This is a genomic window from Rathayibacter sp. VKM Ac-2804 (assembly GCF_009866655.1).
Taxonomy (GTDB): Bacteria; Actinomycetota; Actinomycetes; order Actinomycetales; family Microbacteriaceae; genus Rathayibacter.
This window is the reverse complement of record NZ_CP047420.1, coordinates 1,654,792-1,672,771: the sequence shown is the minus strand read 5'-3', so window position 1 is coordinate 1,672,771 and position 17,980 is coordinate 1,654,792. Positions and strand designations below refer to the sequence as shown.

Below are 17,980 nucleotides of genomic sequence, written 5' to 3'. Positions count from 1 at the left end.
GGGGGCGGAGCCGCCTTCCCCGCCGACACCACGACGTCGACATGAGACTGCGCTCCCGGTCGCTGCTCGTCCACCTGGCTGTCGTGGTCGTCGTGATGGTCATGCTCGACCCGCTCGACATCGCCCGGATCATCCAGTTCCGTGCGCTGGGCGCGGGGGTGCTGCCGTTCCTGGCGGGCGGCCTGTTCCATCCCTTCGTGCTGCAGATGACCGGGCTCGCCCTCCTCTGCGCACCGATCCCCCTCCTGCTCCCCGAGCGGCTGCGGCCTCTCCTCATCGTCGTGTCGGCGACTGCGATCGCGGCGCTCGGCCTGTCGCTCTCGATCCTCTTCGACAAGCCCCTCTGGGGTGCTCCGACCGCCGCCGCCGGCATCGTCGCCGGCCACATCCTCGGTTCGGTCCCCCTCCTCTTCGCTCGACGACGATCGGACCCGCGGCGGCCGTCCCCGGGACCGCCCTCCAGAGGGCCCGCACTCGCGGCGCGGCTCGGGAGGACGCAGCTGGTGCTGGTCGGGGCGGCCGCCGCCACCGCGTCCGCCGTCGCGCTGATCGGCGTCCCCTTCCTGGTCCTCCCCCTCCAGCAGAGCATGGCCGCGGTCGAGCAGTCCGACGCCGTCGTCGTCCTCGGCCCGGCGGAGCCGGTGCGGATCGCTCTCGCCCTGCGCGCTGCGGACGAGGCGCCGACCCTCACCGTCGTCCTCTCGTCCTCGGTGAGGAACGACCGGTTCGTCGACGACCGGTGCGGGACGACGGATCCGGTCCGGGTGCTGTGCTTCGCCGCCGTGCCGTTCACGACGGCCGGGGAGGCCGCAGCGGTGCAGGCCCTGGCGACCGAGGAGAGCTGGGACCGGGTCGCGTTCGTGACCTCCCTGCCCCACGTCAGCCGGGCCCGCCGGGTGATGGAGCAGTGCACCACGCTCGACGTCGCGGCGATCTCCGCGAGCTCCCCCTCGAGCCCGAGCGACTGGACCTACGCGTATCTCTACCAGCTCATCGCCACGACGAAGGAGCTGCTGCGGGGAGTCTGCTGAGCGGGCTCAGCGCCCCGGAGCAGGGAGCAGAGCGCCCTCCGGAGCACGGAGGAGAGCGACGAGCTCGGACCGGTGAGCGGTGAGCCGCGAGACGGACGCCTCGACGGCCGCCCAGTACGGCGACGGGTCCTCGCGAAGCCTCGCCACCTGCGCGAGCACCAGCGCCGGGTCGAAGTCGAACACGTTGTGGACGAACTCGTCGATCCCCAGATCCGCGTAGGCGCCGAAGCCCTTGCGCTCGTAGCTGAGGTGCACGCTCGGCACCCCGCTCCTGATCGTCTGGATCGAGCCGTGCAGGCGGACCGACACGACCACATCGGGTCGGGAGGCGGCGCCGAGGGCGACCACCTCGCGGAGCGTGCGGAACGGTCCGCGACGCCCGAGGGACTCGTAGAAATCCGGATCGTTGTTGCCCCTCGCCGTGGCCTGCGCGAGCAGCTCGACGCCCTCAGCCCCTGCGAGGGCGTCGATGCGCTCGCGGTACTGCTTCACCCGCGCCCGGGTCGAGGTCAGCTCGCGCGCGACCAGTCCGATCGGGCCGCCCTGACCGACCCGCACCGTCGACTGCGGGTCCCACTCCGCGGGAAGCCCGAGGAGCGCCATGTCCGGCGCCCGGCGCACGTTGCCGAGGGCGGCGAGCTCCTGCACCGATCGGTCGTCGCGGACCACGACGGCCTTCGCGTTCCGCAGCCGGCGCGAGACGATGGGCAGAGTGCCGACCCTCAGCGGCCCGATGCTCTGCGGCAGGAAGACGAACGGGACCGTGTCCGCGCGCACGGGCATCTGAGTGACATGCGCGAGCACCATCTTGAGTGCTTCGACCGGCGCCTTGCCGCGGAGGTAGCCGCCGCCGACCGCGACGACCAGGTCGGCGTCCTCGACCGCGGCTCGGTACCCCGCCGACCTGCGTCCCAGCAGGAACGCGACGGTTCCTCTCGCCAGGGTCTCGAGGCTGCCGATCCCGCCGCTGCGCCCCGTCAGAGGATGGATCACGTCGGCGAACCGCGAGGCGTCGAAGCTGTCGGGATCGATCGCCACCAGGGTGAGGACCGCCTCCGGATGCGCCTCGCGGACGATCTCGGCGGCCTCGTCGACGAGGAGGCCGTCGCCCGAGTTCGTCGTGCTGTACGCGTGGATGAGCGTGACCTTCATCGCAGGGACGCCGCTCTCGTGAGGACGCGGGCGTGCTCGGCGATCGACGTCTCCCAGACGAAGCGCTGCACGTTCTTCAGTCCCCGCTCGCGCAGATCGGCGCGCAGCGGCTCGTCCTCGACCAGCCGGAGCATCTCCTGCGCGATCGAGTCGGCGTCGAGCCCCGGCACGATCAGCGCGGCGTCTCCCGCGACCTCGCCGAGCGAGCCGCGATCGGAGCAGATCACAGGGGTTCCGCAGGCCATCGCCTCGGCGACCGGGAAGCCGAAGCCCTCGTACTTCGAGGGGAAGACGAAGGCGAGGGCACCGCGGAGGAGCGGCACCAGCGCCTCGTCGGAGACCCGGCCGAGGTAGCGGACGCCGGGGGTGCTCTCGACGACCCCCATGATCGACTCGCTCTCCCACGCCGGCGCGCCGGAGATGAGCAGCGGGACGCCGGTGCGGGCGAAGACCTGCTCGGCGGCCCGGCACAGCTCGATGACGTTCTTGCGGGGGTCGAGGTTGCCCAGGTAGAGGAAGTACGGTCCGTCGATCTCGAAGCGGGCGCGCTCCGCCTCGTCCGCGGAGCCCGCGGTCGGCGTGAAGGTCCGATGGTCGATGCCGTGCGGGATCACCGTGATCTTCGACATCGCGCCGGGCACGATGGTGTCGATGTCCCGGGCGGACGAGTTCGAGATGGTGATGATCTCGTCGCTCACGTCGACCAGACGGCTGACCCTGGCACGCCACAGCCGGTCGGCGCGGGGTGAGCGCACCCCCTCCATGTGCAGCGTGGCCAGCCCGTGCACCGTCGACACGACGGGGACCCGGCCGGGGAGGATCGCTCCGGTGTCGGCGGGGAAGTGCAGCACGTCGACGCCCTTGCCGGGAGCGAGCGGCCAGACGACGCCCTCCCAGCCCGCATAGACCGCGCTGCGCACCCGGCCCGTGGCCAGCGGCGGTCGGCCGAGCGTGTGCTCGACGCCGTGCCGGGCGAGGCCCGAGTAGATGGTCCGCGCGTAGCGCGTGTTGCCGCCGACCTGCTTGTCGAGGACGCGGGCGGAGACGAGCACTCGCGTCACGCGGCTTCTCCCTCTCGGCTCAGTGCGGATATCCCGTAGACGCGGCGGAGCGCCTCCTGCTGGCGCTCGTCGATGTACTCCGACAGCACCGCCTCGAGCCGGCGGACGAGGTCCGTCCTGAACGAGGTGTCGAGGAGCCGGTCCCACAGTTCGGAGAGCTCGCGCGGCTCGCCGATCCGCAGCGGGACGTCGACGTCCTCGAAGGCCGGGATGTCGCGCACCACGGTGGGGATGCCGAGCGCGTCCGACTCGAGGAGGGCGATCGGGAAGCCCTCCCACTTCGCGACGTGCACGTAGAGGTCGGCCTCGGCGAGCTCGCGCAGAGCGCCCTCGCGACCGAGCCAGCCGGTGATGCGGACGCCGGCGGCGACGAGGAGCTCGGCGTACGGGCCGTCGCCGCCGCCGATCCAGACGGCGTCGACGTCGCGGCCGTCGTCCTTGAGCTGCTGGATCGCGGCGGCGAAGAACGCCGGGTCCTTCTGCGGCCCGAACCGGCCGGCGGCGACGACGCGCAGCGGACCGTCCGACGACCGCGGTGCGCGCCGGGCCGGCAGGTCGTGCGGCGGCACGTTGGGCAGCAGCTCCGTGGCGGCGGAGCTGCCGCGCCAGTGCGACAGCCGGACCTCGCGGGACGAGCAGCCCGCGTAGACCGCCGTGTTGAACGAGAGCACGCGCTCGATGATCCAGTAGGCCGTGCGCCGCGAGGCACTGAGATCGCCCCGCTCGAACGAGTAGCAGTGCGGCGTGTACACGATCGGCCGCGAAGCGGAGGAGCGCAGCGCCAGTCTCGCGTAGGCGCCGCCGAAGCTCGAGTGGGCGTGCACGACCTCGGGGTCGATGAGATCGACGTCCCGGCGGATCGCCTTCAAGCGCTGACGGAGCCCGGACGGAAGGGCGGTGACGCCGGCGAAGCCCTCGAGATCGGAGGGGGCGAGCGGTGCGTCCTCGCGGGGGCAGTACAGGAGGTGGTGCTCAGCGTCCGGCAGATTCCGCACGTAGTCGTGGATGGCGGCGGCGACACCTCCCCCGAAGCTCTCCGCGATGTGCACGACCGCGGGGCGACCGGCGGGACGTGCTCGCCCGGAGGCTCGACGCGCGGAGAAGACCAAGCTGAAATCCTTCGTTGTCTGTGCGGAGGGGGCACCCGGCGAGCGAAGCTGGCAGCAGAACAGCGGTCGCTCCGCACGAGCCGGAGGACGCCTTCTGTACCGCCCTCGGTCACACTAACGCACGCCGGAAACGCCCCGAGGAGGCTCAGGACCCCCCTACGCGGTACGCCAGCGGAGCGGATCACTCGACCCCGCGAGCCCGCGCTCGGCGCAGGCGGCCGATCTCGGCGAGGGCCTCCCGGAGCTTGCGGCTCGGCGGCGTCCCCCCGTTCGGGTACCCCGCCCGTGACGCCGTCAGCGCGAGCAGGAGGGCCTTCGACAGCGAGAGCACCAGCCGGGGCTTGCGCAGCAGCGGAGCGCGGACGAACGCGACGTACCAGTGCAGAGTGGTCGACCCCGAGCTCTGCACCTCGAGGTCCCAGTTCCCCCGCTCCTCGGGCGTCAGATCGTGCCCGGGCGGCGTCGCCCCCGACCGGACGAACAGCGCCCGCAGCGGGTACTGCGCTCGCAGTCGGACGACCTCGTGCCGGAACCGCCGCGCGAAGTCCGGGTCCTCGAGCCGAGCGGCGACCGCGGCGAGATCCGATTCGCTCCGGGGACGATTCGGATCGCGGAGGGCGTGGACGGCGAGGATCAGCGCCGTTCCGGTCGCATCGGTCATCCGCACGTCCCGTCCGGCGACCCGCGCGGTCGTCGACGTCTCCCAGAGCCGGTCGAGAACGACCTCGGGCGCGGCGAAGAGTCCCGGATACCGCCAGTGGATGTCGATGTCGCAGGGCCACTCGGGGTGGAAGAGCGTCTCGGAGTGCAGCTCGAACTGACGCGGGGCCGGTGCGGTGCGCCGACGGCGCCAGCCCCGTCCCTCGAGCGCGGCCATGAGACGGCCGGCGTCCGCCCGGGAGAGCAGCACGTCGACGTCGCTCGACTGCAGGACCGGCCGGAATCCGTGGATCGTTGCCGCCGATCCCTTGAGGATCAGGGCCCGCACCTGCAGTGCGTCCGACAGCGACTGGACCAGCGCGGCCCCGAGCTGCACCGCGACGGTCTGCGGCAGCTTCGCCTGTACTGTGTCCTCCTGAGGGACGTCCGAGCTCGGCATGCGATGAGCCTAACGGCGCCGTCCCCGTCTTCCCGCCGGTCGACCTCCCGTCGTCCCCGGCCCTGCTGCCGATCGCCATGACGCGGACGCACCGACCACCCGCACGCTCCCGATCGACCGGGGGCCGCGGGTCGGCACGAGAGGAACTCCTATGGGCTACATCGAGATCATGAAGCAGCGTGCCGGCGAGGCGTTCCGCCGACTCCACGACGGCGTGCAGAGCGTCGAGGCCACCGACTTCCCGGACCACGCGAACATCGGCGACGCCGCGATCGCGGCCGGGCAGTTCCGGTTCTGGGAGGACGCCGGGATCCGCGTCCGCGGCGTCTCGAGCTTCCACACGATGCCCGCTCGGGTGTACGACGCGGCGGACCCGGTGTTCATCAACGGCGGCGGGAACTTCGGCGGCCTCTACCCGGTCCACAGTGCTCACCGGCACTCGCTCGCCGAGCGCCTGCCCTCCTCGACGCTGCTGCTGCAGGGGCCGCAGTCCGTTCACTGGAGGTCGGACGCCGACCGCGAGGAGTTCCGCCGCAGGATGGCCGGCAGGTCGAGTCTCCGGATCGCCGTCCGGGACCACGAGTCGTACGAGGCCCTCGAGAAGGACGTCGAGAACCTGGTCCTGTCCCCCGACGCGGTGCATCACCTCGGCCTCCTCCCCGCCCCCGATCCCGTGGCGCGCGAGGTCCGACTCGTGCGCCGCGACCCCGAGGCGACCGGTTCGCTCGGGGACGGAGTCGACTGGCCGAAGGACCTCCCCCTCGACCGCGCGACGGCATGGCTGACCCACCGCACGAAGGAGCTGCCCGCCCTGCGATCGGTGATCCCGACGACCCCGGCGCTCTGGTCGGGACGATCCGCCCGGCGCCTCCAGCGCGGCGTCGAGATCCTCTCGCGGGGCGAGACCGTGGTGACCGACCGCCTGCACGCGATGCTGATCGCTCTGCAGATCGGGCGCCGAGTGGTCGTCAAGGACAACAGCATCGGCAAGCTGCGCAAGTACTACGACACCTGGCTCTCGGACACCGGCGCCGACATCACGTGGCTCTGAGCCGCACGTCGCCCGCGGAGCGCGTCACCGTTCCCCGCGGTGGAACTCGATAGGATCCGCAGCGTGTGGCAGTACAGCGGCGACGTCGCCTTCGTCGAATCGGCGGAGAGCGTCTACTGCCTCTCGCTGATCGATCCGCAGGGCCGAGTCGTGCTGCTGGAGGGGTCCGGAGCCGAGATCTGGCGGGCCCTCCCGGAGCGGTCCACCGAGGACGTCATCGCCCGGATGGAGTCGATCGTCGGGACCGACGTCCACGGTCTTCAGAACGCCGTCTCCGTCTTCGTCGAGCACCTCCACGCGCTCGGCTTCATCGTCGAGGTGTGACCCGCGCTCCTCGCGGCACCGTCAGCGACGGCCGATGATCCGCCGGATGCGGGAGCGCTCGCCCGCGGTGAGGGCGAGGAAGTAGATCAGCGGAAGCGCCACGACCAGCCAGGCGCCGGTGAGCAGGCCGATCTCGAGCAGGCTCGCCGGCAGGTGCGTCCCCACGAGCACGACCACGATGCCGGGCACCGCGAGCGACCCGTAGGGCCGGGCCAGGCACTCGAGGAGGAAGGACCGCCACGGCTGCCCGAGAGCGCGCAGGGTGTGGCGGACGTAGAAGTACTCGAGCAGCACGACGGGCAGGCAGACGGCCAGCGCGATGCCTGCCACACCGAGGATCGGCGCGAGCACGAAGGACGACCCCACCGCCGTCACCGCCCAGATCACGTGCAGGACGGCGAACCGCCGGATGTTCTGCTGCGCCGTCAGGACCGGGATCGCCAGCAGATGGTTGTTGTTGGCGAGCAGCGAGAGCACCAGGATCTGCGCTGCAGCACCGGCGCCCTCCAGTCGCCCGCCGGACCAGACGTCGATCAGCTGCGGCCCCATCGCCATGATCGGGACGAAGACGAGGAGCATCAGGGTGTTCGCGTACTTCGTGCCGCCGATGTAGACGCGTCCGTTGGCCGAGGAGCCGCCCTCGACCTGGCGCTCGGTCACCGCGGGCAGCACGGCGGAGGACAGTGACGCGGTCACCTCCTTGACCAGGGAGTAGACCCGCTGAGCGGCGGCGTAGGCCGCGACGGCGGTCAGCGGCAGGAGCACACCCGCGACGATCGAGCCGAACTGCAGGATGACGACCCCCGCGAGGCTCAGGACGAGCAGCTGGGAGCTCAGTGCGAAGATGTCGCGGAAGACGCTCCACTCCGCCCGCAGGAGCGAGGTCGTCGCTTCCGGGAAGCGCACGTGCTGGAAGACGTACATGCCGATGCCGCCGAGCAGCATCGCGGAGACGTCGATGGCGCTCACGACCCAGAGCGGCATCCCGAGCGCCATGGCCACGGCCGCGAGGACGACCCGGCCGAGAGCCTGGAGCGTGAGGAATCCGTTGACGATGTTCAGCGCTCCGAGCCCGGTGAGCGTCTGGCGCACGGGAGCGAAGAGGAGTGCGAAGAAGACGTTCGCGGTGCCCAGGGCGAAGAGCAGACCGAGCTGCGGGCCGAACTCGGAGGGCACCGACAGCGTCGGCGCTGTCAGCGAGAACGCGAGCGCGAGGAGCGCCGCCGCGACCACCGAGAGGACGGCGAAGAACGCCTCGCTCGTCGCGATCACCCGGCGCATCCGCTCGAGGTTCCCGCGGGCGCGGGACTCCGCCACGAACTTGACCGTCGCGGCGGTCATCCCGAGGTCCTGCTGGAACAGGAGTCCCATCGAGACCGTGAGGGAGTAGAGGCCGAATCCGGCTGCTCCGACGCCGGCCGTGACGATCGGCAGGATCGCCACGGTCGCGATCATCCCGGCGAAACGGGCAGCGTAGGTCGTCAGGATGTTCTTGAGCACCTGCGGAGGATCCTTCTCGTCAGCGGGACGGTCGACGCGCGGCGGACGAGCCGCTGCGCCACAGCCGGTCCGAGGGCACCCTGCTCGGGCGCTCCGGAACCGCGACGGCTGCCTTCCGGTCGACGTCGGGGTCGGACGCCGCCACGCCGACGTAGGCCAGGAAGACCCAGATCGGGAGGAACGTCCAGGACGACTGCGTCCAGAGGCCGACCGCGACGCAGACCCCGATCGCGAACACGATGGGAGTCGCGCGCAGCGCGCGCACCAGGAGGACGAGGAGGAGCCCGATCAGTCCGATCAGCGCGAGCACTCCCATCTCGGCGAAGATCTGGAGGTAGACGTTCTCGGCGATGGGCCGGAGGTCGGTCGTCCGGTAGTACGCCGGCAGCACGGTGTAGTCCGCGTACTGGGAGAACCAGGCGCCGAAGCGGCCGGGGCCCACTCCGAGCGCGAGATGATCGATCCCCATCTGCGCGCCGATCGAGGCCTTCTCCTCTCGGACGTCGAAGGAGAGACCGGCGAAGCGGAACTCGGCCGTCTGCGAGACCAGACCGAGCTTCGCCGCCTGGTTGATCACGAACTGGCGCACCGGCGCGACGAACGCCGCCAGCCCTCCGACCAGGAGGGTGAGCGAGAGGATCGCGGCGAGCACGCGGACGTGCGGACGCAGGAGGAACAGGATCGCCCCGGCGACCACGATCCCGAGGACGGCGGTCGTCGACTGGGAGTAGAAGACGAGCAGAGCGGCGACGATCGCGGGAAGCCACGATCGGCGCTTCAGCGCGATCAGCAGCGCTGCCCCCGCGTAGAAGCCGAGGTGCTGCCCCTCGAGGAACGGACCGCTGCGCAGGTTCACGCCGGTGACGCTGAGGTTGCTGCCGCCCGTCGACCGGAATCCGAGGTCGGCGAGCAGGGTCTCCAGGCCCAGGAGCGCGCCCACGAACTGCAGCAGGGTCGCCGCCCCGGCCAGCCAGATCGAGAGGATGATCGCCCGCTCGAAGCGGTCCCGCCCGAGCTGGGAGAACATCCACCAGCCGAGGAGGGCGAACAGCCCGAAGGCGGTGTAGAACAGCAGGTCCGTGCTCGGCGAGCGCGTGTAGCCGGTGAAGTCGAGCCCCCGGACCGGACCGGCGAAGCCCAGCCAGTAGAGCCCGGAGACGACCAGTGCCACCGCCAGGAGCACGACGAAGCCGAGCCCGGGCACCCGGGTCCGCGTCGAACCAGGGCTCAGCAGCCGGGCCGCGAGCGCGAGGACGAGCAGGATCTCGGACACCTTGACCGGCGAGCCGACGTCGATGGTGAGCGCGTACTGGAAGGGCACGGTGACGACCGCGAGGAAGACGAGGGTCGACCACACCGGTTCGCGCTGCGCAGCGGCCGGTGAGCGGAGCGGGTCGCGGCCGCGCCGGACGGAGGGGACCTCCGACGGCAGCTTGCTCGAGAGAGCCATGTCACCTTCCACGATGGGTCACGCCGGTTGCGCTCGCCAGCGGAGACGCGGTCGCGAGGCGACCGGACGTGGTCGATTGACCCGACGTCCGACGCCAGTCGGGAGCGGGATTTCGCGTCAGCATAGCGCAGGCCCCACGGCCCGCCGCGGTCGCGAAGCCGGGCCGGACCGCCGCCCGTCCCCGCGATGACAGCGTCCGTTATCATCGCGTCGTGCCCCAGGATCCTGATGCGCCCACGCGCGCGCAGAACGACCCGGTCGAGACCTCGATCGTCATCCCCTGCTACAACGGCGCCGATTTCCTGCCCGAGCAGCTCGCCGCGATCGGCGCTCAAGTGGACTCCTCGGTCGAGGTGATCCTCAGCGACAACGGGTCGGACGACGGCTCGGCCGCCGTCGCCGTCGCTGCTGCCGAGGCCTGCGGACTCCGCCTCCGGGTCGTCGACTCGAGCGCGACGAAGGGCATCAACCACGCCCGGAACGTCGGCGTCCGAGCGAGCGAGGCGACGTACATCCTCCTCTGCGACTGCGACGACGTGGTGTCGCCGACCTGGGTCTCCGCACTGGTGGGCGCCCTCCGCAGCGGAGCGCAGTGCGTCGGCGGGCCCCTCGACCGGGTCTACCCCGACGGCCGAGTGCTCGAGCGGGCCGAGGGAGTGCACTTCCGCAGCTGGCCGGGGGCCGGGATCACCGTGGGGTCCCCCACCGGGGCGAACTGCGGCTTCGTCCGCGAGCTGCACACGGAGCTCGGCGGCTTCGACGAGGGCTTCATCGGCGGCGGAGACGAGATCGACTTCTTCTACCGGGCGACCGCCGCGGGCGCGGAGCTGCGGAACGTCCCCGAGGCGTCGATCCTCTACCGGCAGCGGGACAGCGCCCGAGGCGCCTACTCGCAGAACTTCCGGTACGGGCAGGGCAGCGTGCGGCTGCACACCAAGCTCGCCGCGCTGGGCATGCCGCGCGACCGGCCGGTCAAGGTGGTCGGCGTCTGGGTGCACTCCCTCCTCCGCCTCGTCACCGGGCCGGCGAACGCGCGCCGTATCGCCGTCGAGCGGATCGCCCGTCGGGCGGGCCGCGCTCGCGAGTCCGTCGCGACACGCCATCTCTTCCTGTAGGACGGCTCACGGGCCCTGTCCCTCGGAGTGGGACACCGCCCGCCGGCACGTGGAGGCGGAATGTCCCCCGTGGGCGTATCGCCGTCCCGGAGAAAACGTCATTCCTGCGAGAACGACCCGCCGGCCGGTGACGATGAGCGCGTGACGAAGACATCAGCGCCCTCGAACCGCCGCTCCTTCCTGTTGACCGCCGGGATGGCGTCCGCGGCGGCGATCGCGGTCGCGCCCGGAGCATCGGCCGCGCCCGTGGACAGCACGGACCTGGACAACCAGGTCAGCACCCTCCTCGCGAACCCGACGAGCAAGTCGAACAACGCGCTCGTCGGCGGGACCGCGATCTACTACGTGGACGACTACGTCAAAGCCGGCGACGCCTCGGACTGGTACTGCTGGGACCGGGCCCTCGCCGCGGCGAAGGCCGACCCTCGGCCCAAGGTCGTCCGCGCCGGAGCCCGCGAGTACGTGCTGAGCAAGCAGTGCTCCCTCGAGGGCCACTCGAACCTGACCATCGAGGGCGCCGGGGCGGGGCGGACGATCCTCTCCGGGATGCTGCACGTGACTCTCGCGGCACCCTTCGTCCTCCGGACGGGCAGCGTCGCGAGCAGCAACATCGTCTTCAAGGACTTCACCATCAAGGGCGCCCTCACCAACGCCGACGCTCTCGCCGACACGTACTCGCGGGAGTCCCGCGAGTTCGTCTCGAACTGGACCATCGCCGCGGGACTGATCGCGACGGGCACGGGAGGCACGCGGGGATTCCAGTCGGGACTCGTCATCCTCGGCAGCAGGTACCAGACCGGTGCCTATCCGGTCGTGCGGAACGTGACCGTCGACGGCGTGGAGTTCTGGGGACTCCGATCGATGCCCGTCCAGCTCTACGGGATCTCGGGCGAGACCCGCATGGTGGACTGCACCGCCTTCCGCTGCTTCGATCTCGGGTTCCGGGACGACGAGACGGTCACCTTCACCGGGAACAAGGTCGAGTACAGCGCTGACAACGGCGTCTCGATCTCCCGGGGCACTCAGCGCGTGAACTGCTCGGGCAACACCTTCATCGGCAGCTTCTACAACGGCGTCTGGGTCGGCGGCTACGAGGGCGAGGCCGGCCCCGCCGGAGTGGTCGTCTCCGGCAATGTCATCGACCGGAGCGCCCGGCACGGGATCTGGGCCGCCGGCGGCAGCAAGTCGCTCTCGATCACGGGCAACACGGTCACCCGCGTCGAGCGCGTCCGCGAGTGGTGGGAGGGCTGCGGGATCTTCCTCGCGAAGCTCGACGGCACCACCGTCGTCGACGAGGACGGCGACGGCCAGACGGACGACGACCGCTTCACCGCCAACGCGACGATCACCGGCAACACCCTCATCGACTGCGACCGCGGCGGGATCCTGATCGACGAGGGCTGCGCGAACATCCTGGTGACCTCGAACCTGATCCTCCGCCCGGGCCGAGTCGCCAAGCCGAACGGCGCACCCGCGGACGTCCAGTACGGCGGCGAGAACTTCGGCATCTCGACGCCGGGGACGTCGACCCAGACGTCGAACGTCTACGTCACCCAGAACATGGTCATCGACGATCGCGACGGCACGTCCGCCCCGTCGGGCTCGCGACTGTCGAACGGCTCGGTGAACGAACCGGCCTCGATGGGCTTCGGCATCCATCGCCCCGGCGGCAGCGACACCTGGTACTCCTGGGACAACATCGTCGCCGGCGCGAGCCAGCGGCACATCGAGGTCACGCCGCGGCGCCTCGGCCCGTACATCACGGTCGGCGACGCGACGAGCTTCTCCTCGAGCCTGACGATCGACAAGGTGGTCGGCGGCAAGTCCGCCCTCGAGTTCACCGCGGCCGGCGCGCCGAGGTGGCGCCTCGCCACCAACACGGCGGCCGAGACGGGCGCGGACAAGGGCTCGGACCTGCAGCTCTTCTACGCCAAGGACGACGGCACCCTCGCGCCCTCGTTCACGGCTCGCCGGAGCGACGGCCGGGTGACCATGAACGCGCTGCTCCAGATCACCTCGGGCAGCACTCGTCCCGACGCTGCCGTCGCCGGCACCGGGTCGATGTTCTACGACACCGTGCTCAAGAAGCCGCTGTTCTCCGACGGGTCGCGCTGGCGCACCGCCGACGGCGTCCTCGTCTGAACCCCTGCCGCAGTCCGCGGTCTTCCCGTCGCGGTGGACGGGCGGGCCGCGATGTCGGCGAGAAGCCTCAGCGCACCGCCACCGTCGACCGATCGCGCCCGGTCAGATCCCGCTGCGTCGTCGCCCCGCGCCAGCCGTCGGCCGTCAGCAGCGCGCGGATCTCCGCCCCCTGCAGCTCGCCGTGCTCGATCACGAGCACTCCCCCGGCCCGCAGCAGCCGGAGCGCCGTCCGCGAGAGCGCGCGCACGACGTCGAGCCCGTCCTCGCCGCCGTAGAGCGCGGCCGGCGGGTCGTAGCGCTGCACCTCGATGTCGCGCGGGATCGCCGCCGACGGGATGTACGGCGGGTTGGAGACGACGACGGACACCGTGCCGTCGAGCTCGGGCAGCGCGTCCGCGAGGTCGACGAAGACGATCCGGGCGTTCTCGAGGCCCAGGCGGTCGCGGTTGCCGCGCGCCCAGAGGAAGGCGTCGACGGAGTTCTCGACGCCGACGACCCGCGCGTGCGGGACCTCGTGCGCGAGCGCGAGCGCCAGCGCTCCGCTGCCGGTGCCGAGGTCGACGGCGATCGGCGACTCGTCGGCCACGGCGCGGAGGGCGTCGATGGCGAGCTGCGCGACTCCCTCCGTCTCGGGACGCGGCACGAAGACGCCGGGGCCGACCGCGAGCTCGAGCGAGCGGAACGGCGCGACGCCGGTGATGTGCTGCAGCGGCTCGCGCGAGGCCCGGCGCTCGACGGCGTGGTCGAAGGCGTCCCGGGTCGACTCGTCGAGCGGCAGACCGGTGATCAGCCGTGCCTGCAGCGTCCCGCGGCCGAGGCCGAGCAGATGGCCGAGCAGCAGCTCGGCGTCGACGTCCGGGGTGGGGACGCGCGCCGCGGTCAGCCGGGCGACGGCGTCCGCGAGGAGCGCACGCGCGTCGAGATCCGTCGTCACCGTGCTCACGACTCGTCGGAGCCGATGTCGGCCAGGCGGGCCTCCTCGTCGAACTGGATCGCGCTCTCGACGACGGGGTCGAGCGCTCCGTTCATCACGCCGTCGAGGTTGTAGGCCTTGTAGCCGGTGCGGTGGTCGGCGATGCGGTTCTCGGGGAAGTTGTAGGTGCGGATGCGCTCGGAGCGGTCCATCGTGCGGATCTGCGTCTTGCGCGCGTCCGATGCGGCGGCGGCGATCTCCTCCTGCTGGCGGGCGAGGATGCGGGCGCGCAGGACGCGCATGCCGGCCTCGCGGTTCTGCAGCTGGCTCTTCTCGTTCTGCATCGAGACGACGATGCCGGTCGGGAGGTGGGTGATCCGCACCGCGGAGTCGGTGGTGTTGACCGACTGGCCGCCGGGGCCCGAGGAGCGGTAGACGTCGATCTTGAGATCGTTCTGGCTGATCGCGACCTCCTCGGGGGCGTCGACCTCGGGGAAGACGAGCACGCCGGTGGTCGAGGTGTGGATGCGGCCCTGCGACTCCGTCACGGGGACGCGCTGCACGCGGTGCACGCCGCCCTCGTACTTCAGGTGCGCCCAGACGCCCTGCGACGGGTCGGTCGCGTTGCTCTTGATGGCGACCTGGACGTTCTTGTAGCCACCGAGGTCGGACTCGTCGCGATCGAGGATCTCGGTCTTCCAGCCCTTCGCCTCCGCGTAGTGCAGGTACATCCGGAGCAGGTCCGCCGCGAACAGCGCGCTCTCGGCGCCGCCCTCGCCGCCCTTGATCTCCATGATCACGTCACGTCCGTCGTCAGGGTCGCGCGGGATGAGCAGGCGGCGCAGCTTCTCCTGCGCGACGCGGAGGGACTCCTCGAGCTCCGGGACCTCCTCGGCGAAGGCGTCGTCCTCGCGGGCGAGCTCGCGGGCGGCCTCGAGGTCCTCGCCCGCCTGGATCCAGGCGGCGTGGGCCGCCTTGATCTGGCTCAGCTCGGCGTAGCGGCGGTTGACCTTCTTCGCGCGCGCGGCGTCCGCGTGCAGGGCGGGGTCGGACAGCTGCGTCTGGAGGTCCTCGTGCTCGGCGAAGAGGACGCTGACGGATTCGAACATGGGGTTCCTGGTTTCCGGGGATCGTCTGGGGTGGTGGGCAGTGCTTGCCGGTCGAGTAGGTGCGACAGGCGCCGTATCGAGACCGACGTGCTCGGCGGGGCGGGTCTCGATACGCCCGCTGCGCGGGCTGCTCGACCAGCATGAGCGGCCCGCTTCGCGGGCTGTATGAAGAACAGGGCGGCCCGCTGCACGGGCTTCTCGACTGCGGAGCCGCACCGCAGGTGCCTCGGGACGCGAAAACGCCCGCGGCCGCCCGGTGAGGGGCGACCGCGGACGTCGGGGCAGCTAGTGGTGGCCGTTGCCGTGGTTCGCGGTGGTCGGGCCGACGGCGGACTTCGAGACCTGCATCAGGAACTCGACGTTCGACGACGTCTCCTTGAGGCGGGACAGGATGATCTCGAGCGCCTGCTGCTGGTCGAGACCGGCGAGGGCGCGGCGCAGCTTCCAGGTGATCTTGACCTCGTCCGAGCTGAGGAGCATCTCCTCGCGGCGGGTGCCCGACGCGTTCACGTCGACGGCGGGGAAGATCCGCTTGTCGGCGAGGTGACGCGAGAGACGGAGCTCCATGTTGCCGGTGCCCTTGAACTCCTCGAAGATCACCTCGTCCATCTTCGAGCCGGTCTCGATAAGCGCCGTCGCGAGAATGGTGAGCGAGCCGCCGTTCTCGATGTTGCGCGCCGCGCCGAAGAACTTCTTCGGCGGGTACAGCGCCGACGCGTCGACGCCACCCGAGAGCACGCGGCCCGAGGGAGCGGCGGTCACGTTGTAGGCGCGGCCGAGGCGGGTGATCGAGTCGAGGAGCACGACCACGTCGTGGCCCAGCTCGACGAGGCGCTTGGCGCGCTCGATGGCCAGCTCGGCGACCGTCGTGTGGTCCTCCGCTGGGCGGTCGAACGTGGAGGCGACGACCTCTCCGCGCACGGTGCGCTGCATGTCGGTGACCTCCTCGGGGCGCTCGTCGACGAGCACGACCATGAGGTGGACCTCGGGGTTGTTCTGCACGATCGCGTTCGCGATCTGCTGCAGGACGATCGTCTTGCCGGCCTTGGGCGGCGCGACGATCAGGCCGCGCTGGCCCTTGCCGATCGGGGCGACGAGGTCGATGATCCGCTGGGTCAGCTTGCCCGGCTCCGTCTCGAGGCGCAGGCGCTCGGTCGGGTACAGCGGCGTGAGGTCGTGGAACTCGACGCGCGCGGCGGCCTCCTCGACGGTCTGGCCGTTGATCGAGTCGACGCGGACGATCGCGTTGTACTTCTGGCGTCCGCCGCCCTCGCCCTCGCGGGGCTGGCGGATGGCGCCGACGACCGCGTCGCCCTTGCGCAGGTTGTACTTCTTGACCTGGCCGAGCGAGACGTAGACGTCGCTGACACCGGGCAGGTAGCCCGTGGTGCGCACGAAGGCGTAGTTGTCGAGGACGTCGAGGATGCCGGCGACCGGGATGAGGACGTCGTCCTCGCTGATCTCGGGCTCGAAGTCGTCGCCGACCGCTCCCCCGCGGCGCTTGCGGTCGCGGTAGCGGCTGCGGCGGCCGTCCTCGCCGTCGGCCTGCTGGCCGTTCTGCGAGGGGCCCTGCGCGTTCTGGCCGTTGCCGCCCTGGTTCTGGCCGCCCTGGTTCGACGGCGCCTGGCCGTTGCCGTTCTGCGCGGCGGCGTGCTGGCCGCCGCCGTTCTGGCCGTTGCCGTTCTGCGCGCCGCCGTTCTGGCCGTTGCCGCCCTGAGCGCTGCCGCCCTGGCCGTTCTGCTGGCCGTCGTTCGACTGGCGGTCCTCGCCGCGGCGGTTGCGGTTGCGGCGGTTGCGGCCGCGGCCGGTGCCCTGCTGGTCGCCGCCGTTCTGCTGCTCGCCGGAGCCCTGCTGGTCGTCCTGGCGGTCGCCCGAGTCCGACTCGTCGCCGGCGTCCTCGGTGGAGGACTCGACGGCCTCGGTCGTCTCGGGCTGCTCGCTCTGCTCGGCGCTGCCGCCGCGGCTGCGACGGCGTCCGCGACGCTCGCGCTGGCCGCCCTCGCGGGAGGAGTCGTCCGACTCCGGGCCGTTGGGCAGCTCGATCTCGATGACCGGTCGCGGCGCCTGCTCGGCGTCGGGGGCCTGCTCGAGGACGGGCGGGAGCTCGGGGATGAGCGACTCGACACCGCTGCCGGCCGGGATGTTGACGTGCTCGCCGGCGGCGACCGTGCCGCTGGAGGCGCGACGCGAGCCGCGGCGACGCGGCGTGCGCTCGGCGGGCTCGGCGACCGGCTCGGCGGCGACGGGGAGCTCGAGCTCGACCGGAGCCGCCTCGGCGGCGACGGGCGCGGGCTCCTCGACCGTGGCGGCGGCCTGCTCGAGGACGTCGGCGGTGTCCGCCTCCGTGCTCTCGGCGGGCGCGGGCACCTCGGCGGGGGCCTCGAGCACCGGGGCGCTCTGCTCGGCCACATCGGCGGGCTCGGCCTCGACGCTGGTGCCGTCGACGACGGGCTCGGCCTCGGCCGGCTCGGCGAAGGCCTGCTCGGCGACCGAGGGCTCGGCGGGCGCCTGCTCCTCGGCGGGAGCAGCGGGCTCGGCGGCGACCTCGGAGTCCGCGCCGGCGCGGAGGTCCGAGATGGCCGAGACGAGCTCGCCCTTGCGGAGCTTGGAGGCTCCGCCGATGCCGAGGCTCGTCGCGAGAGCCTGCAGCTCGGCGACGCGGAGGCCGGCGAGATCGGCGTTGTCCGCGGCGGTGCCGCGGGTGTTGACATCTGTCACTGGAGAGGGGTTCCTTCCCCCCGGGAGCGATCGCTCACCGGGAGAGCACATCAGCCGTGCGGGTCCATCGCGAGTTCTGATCCACGCGATGCTCTCGGTCGCCGGCTCGACCTGCCTGGGAAGCGCAGAGAGGGCACGAGCGACCAGGCGCTGGTCTGCACGAGAAGCAGGGGCGCCCTTCACACGATGTGATGGCCGTGATTATC

Annotated in this window: 14 protein-coding genes; 5 read left to right on the top strand and 9 right to left on the bottom strand. The window is 71.5% G+C overall.

Annotation, left to right across the window (positions count from 1 at the left end; all coding sequences use genetic code 11):
* Positions 1 to 41 precede the first annotated feature (41 nt).
* A complete protein-coding gene (locus tag GTU73_RS07810; protein ID WP_160088381.1) occupies positions 42 to 1,031 on the top strand; it encodes an ElyC/SanA/YdcF family protein in 990 nt (329 codons plus the stop codon).
* Positions 1,032 to 1,037: 6 nt separating this feature from the next.
* On the opposite strand, the gene GTU73_RS07805 is transcribed toward GTU73_RS07810, so the two are convergent.
* The 4 genes from GTU73_RS07805 to GTU73_RS07790 form a co-directional block, all read right to left on the bottom strand.
* Positions 1,038 to 2,183: a polysaccharide pyruvyl transferase family protein gene (locus GTU73_RS07805; RefSeq protein ID WP_160088379.1), complete on the bottom strand. Its 1,146-nt coding sequence runs from the start codon at positions 2,181 to 2,183 to the stop codon at positions 1,038 to 1,040.
* Positions 2,180 to 3,244 (bottom strand): glycosyltransferase family 1 protein, encoded by a 1,065-nt coding sequence (locus GTU73_RS07800; RefSeq protein WP_160088377.1) that lies wholly within the window; start codon positions 3,242 to 3,244, stop codon positions 2,180 to 2,182. The genes GTU73_RS07805 and GTU73_RS07800 overlap by 4 nt, the downstream gene beginning before the upstream one ends.
* Complete coding sequence (locus GTU73_RS07795; RefSeq protein WP_160088375.1) at positions 3,241 to 4,353, bottom strand: glycosyltransferase; 1,113 nt, start codon at positions 4,351 to 4,353, stop codon at positions 3,241 to 3,243. Before GTU73_RS07795 ends, GTU73_RS07800 begins: the two co-directional genes overlap by 4 nt.
* Positions 4,354 to 4,534: 181 nt before the next feature.
* The gene (locus tag GTU73_RS07790) at positions 4,535 to 5,452 is read right to left on the bottom strand and encodes a nucleotidyltransferase family protein (RefSeq protein ID WP_160088373.1); all 918 of its coding nucleotides are present in this window, start codon (positions 5,450 to 5,452) and stop codon (positions 4,535 to 4,537) included.
* A 151-nt stretch (positions 5,453 to 5,603) separates the two neighbouring features.
* Between GTU73_RS07790 and GTU73_RS07785 the strand changes: the two genes are divergently transcribed.
* Both GTU73_RS07785 and GTU73_RS07780 read left to right on the top strand, forming a co-directional pair.
* Entirely contained in the window at positions 5,604 to 6,503 is a 900-nt protein-coding gene (locus GTU73_RS07785; protein WP_160088371.1) for a polysaccharide pyruvyl transferase family protein, read from the top strand.
* Between the two features lie 63 nt (positions 6,504 to 6,566).
* The gene (locus GTU73_RS07780; protein ID WP_160088368.1) at positions 6,567 to 6,827 is read left to right on the top strand and encodes a PqqD family protein; all 261 of its coding nucleotides are present in this window, start codon (positions 6,567 to 6,569) and stop codon (positions 6,825 to 6,827) included.
* Positions 6,828 to 6,848: 21 nt separating this feature from the next.
* Here the strand turns inward: GTU73_RS07780 and GTU73_RS07775 are convergent, their stop codons facing one another.
* Both GTU73_RS07775 and GTU73_RS07770 read right to left on the bottom strand, forming a co-directional pair.
* Positions 6,849 to 8,327: an oligosaccharide flippase family protein gene (locus tag GTU73_RS07775; RefSeq protein WP_160088366.1), complete on the bottom strand. Its 1,479-nt coding sequence runs from the start codon at positions 8,325 to 8,327 to the stop codon at positions 6,849 to 6,851.
* Positions 8,328 to 8,346: 19 nt separating this feature from the next.
* Positions 8,347 to 9,777: an O-antigen ligase family protein gene (locus tag GTU73_RS07770; RefSeq protein ID WP_160088364.1), complete on the bottom strand. Its 1,431-nt coding sequence runs from the start codon at positions 9,775 to 9,777 to the stop codon at positions 8,347 to 8,349.
* Positions 9,778 to 9,989: 212 nt separating this feature from the next.
* Here GTU73_RS07770 and GTU73_RS07765 point away from each other — a divergent pair, with 212 nt between their 5' ends.
* Positions 9,990 to 10,892 (top strand): glycosyltransferase, encoded by a 903-nt coding sequence (locus GTU73_RS07765; RefSeq protein WP_160088362.1) that lies wholly within the window; start codon positions 9,990 to 9,992, stop codon positions 10,890 to 10,892.
* Between the two features lie 141 nt (positions 10,893 to 11,033).
* Entirely contained in the window at positions 11,034 to 13,034 is a 2,001-nt protein-coding gene (locus GTU73_RS07760) for a right-handed parallel beta-helix repeat-containing protein (RefSeq protein WP_160088360.1), read from the top strand.
* A 67-nt stretch (positions 13,035 to 13,101) separates the two neighbouring features.
* Here GTU73_RS07760 and prmC read toward each other — a convergent pair whose 3' ends face one another.
* The 3 genes from prmC to rho all read right to left on the bottom strand — a co-directional run bounded on the left by prmC (position 13,102) and on the right by rho (position 17,774).
* Positions 13,102 to 13,968, bottom strand: a complete 867-nt coding sequence (gene prmC / locus GTU73_RS07755) for a peptide chain release factor N(5)-glutamine methyltransferase (RefSeq protein WP_244231911.1) — start codon at positions 13,966 to 13,968, stop codon at positions 13,102 to 13,104.
* Positions 13,969 to 13,973: 5 nt separating this feature from the next.
* On the bottom strand, positions 13,974 to 15,056 hold the full coding sequence (prfA, locus tag GTU73_RS07750; protein ID WP_160088357.1) for a peptide chain release factor 1: 1,083 nt from the start codon (positions 15,054 to 15,056) through the stop codon (positions 13,974 to 13,976).
* Positions 15,057 to 15,341: 285 nt separating this feature from the next.
* Complete coding sequence (gene rho, locus GTU73_RS07745; protein WP_244231812.1) at positions 15,342 to 17,774, bottom strand: transcription termination factor Rho; 2,433 nt, start codon at positions 17,772 to 17,774, stop codon at positions 15,342 to 15,344.
* Positions 17,775 to 17,980 lie beyond the last annotated feature (206 nt).

What these genes read in the sequence shown, in the direction of transcription:
- GTU73_RS07810 (WP_160088381.1), top strand. Translation starts at nt 42, where the DNA reads ATGAGACTGCGCTCCCGGTCGCTGCTCGTCCACCTGGCTGTCGTGGTC.
- GTU73_RS07790 (WP_160088373.1), bottom strand. Translation starts at nt 5,452, where the DNA reads ATGCCGAGCTCGGACGTCCCTCAGGAGGACACAGTACAGGCGAAGCTG.
- prfA (WP_160088357.1), bottom strand. Translation starts at nt 15,056, where the DNA reads ATGTTCGAATCCGTCAGCGTCCTCTTCGCCGAGCACGAGGACCTCCAG.
- GTU73_RS07805 (WP_160088379.1), bottom strand. Translation starts at nt 2,183, where the DNA reads ATGAAGGTCACGCTCATCCACGCGTACAGCACGACGAACTCGGGCGAC.
- GTU73_RS07785 (WP_160088371.1), top strand. Translation starts at nt 5,604, where the DNA reads ATGGGCTACATCGAGATCATGAAGCAGCGTGCCGGCGAGGCGTTCCGC.
- GTU73_RS07770 (WP_160088364.1), bottom strand. Translation starts at nt 9,777, where the DNA reads ATGGCTCTCTCGAGCAAGCTGCCGTCGGAGGTCCCCTCCGTCCGGCGC.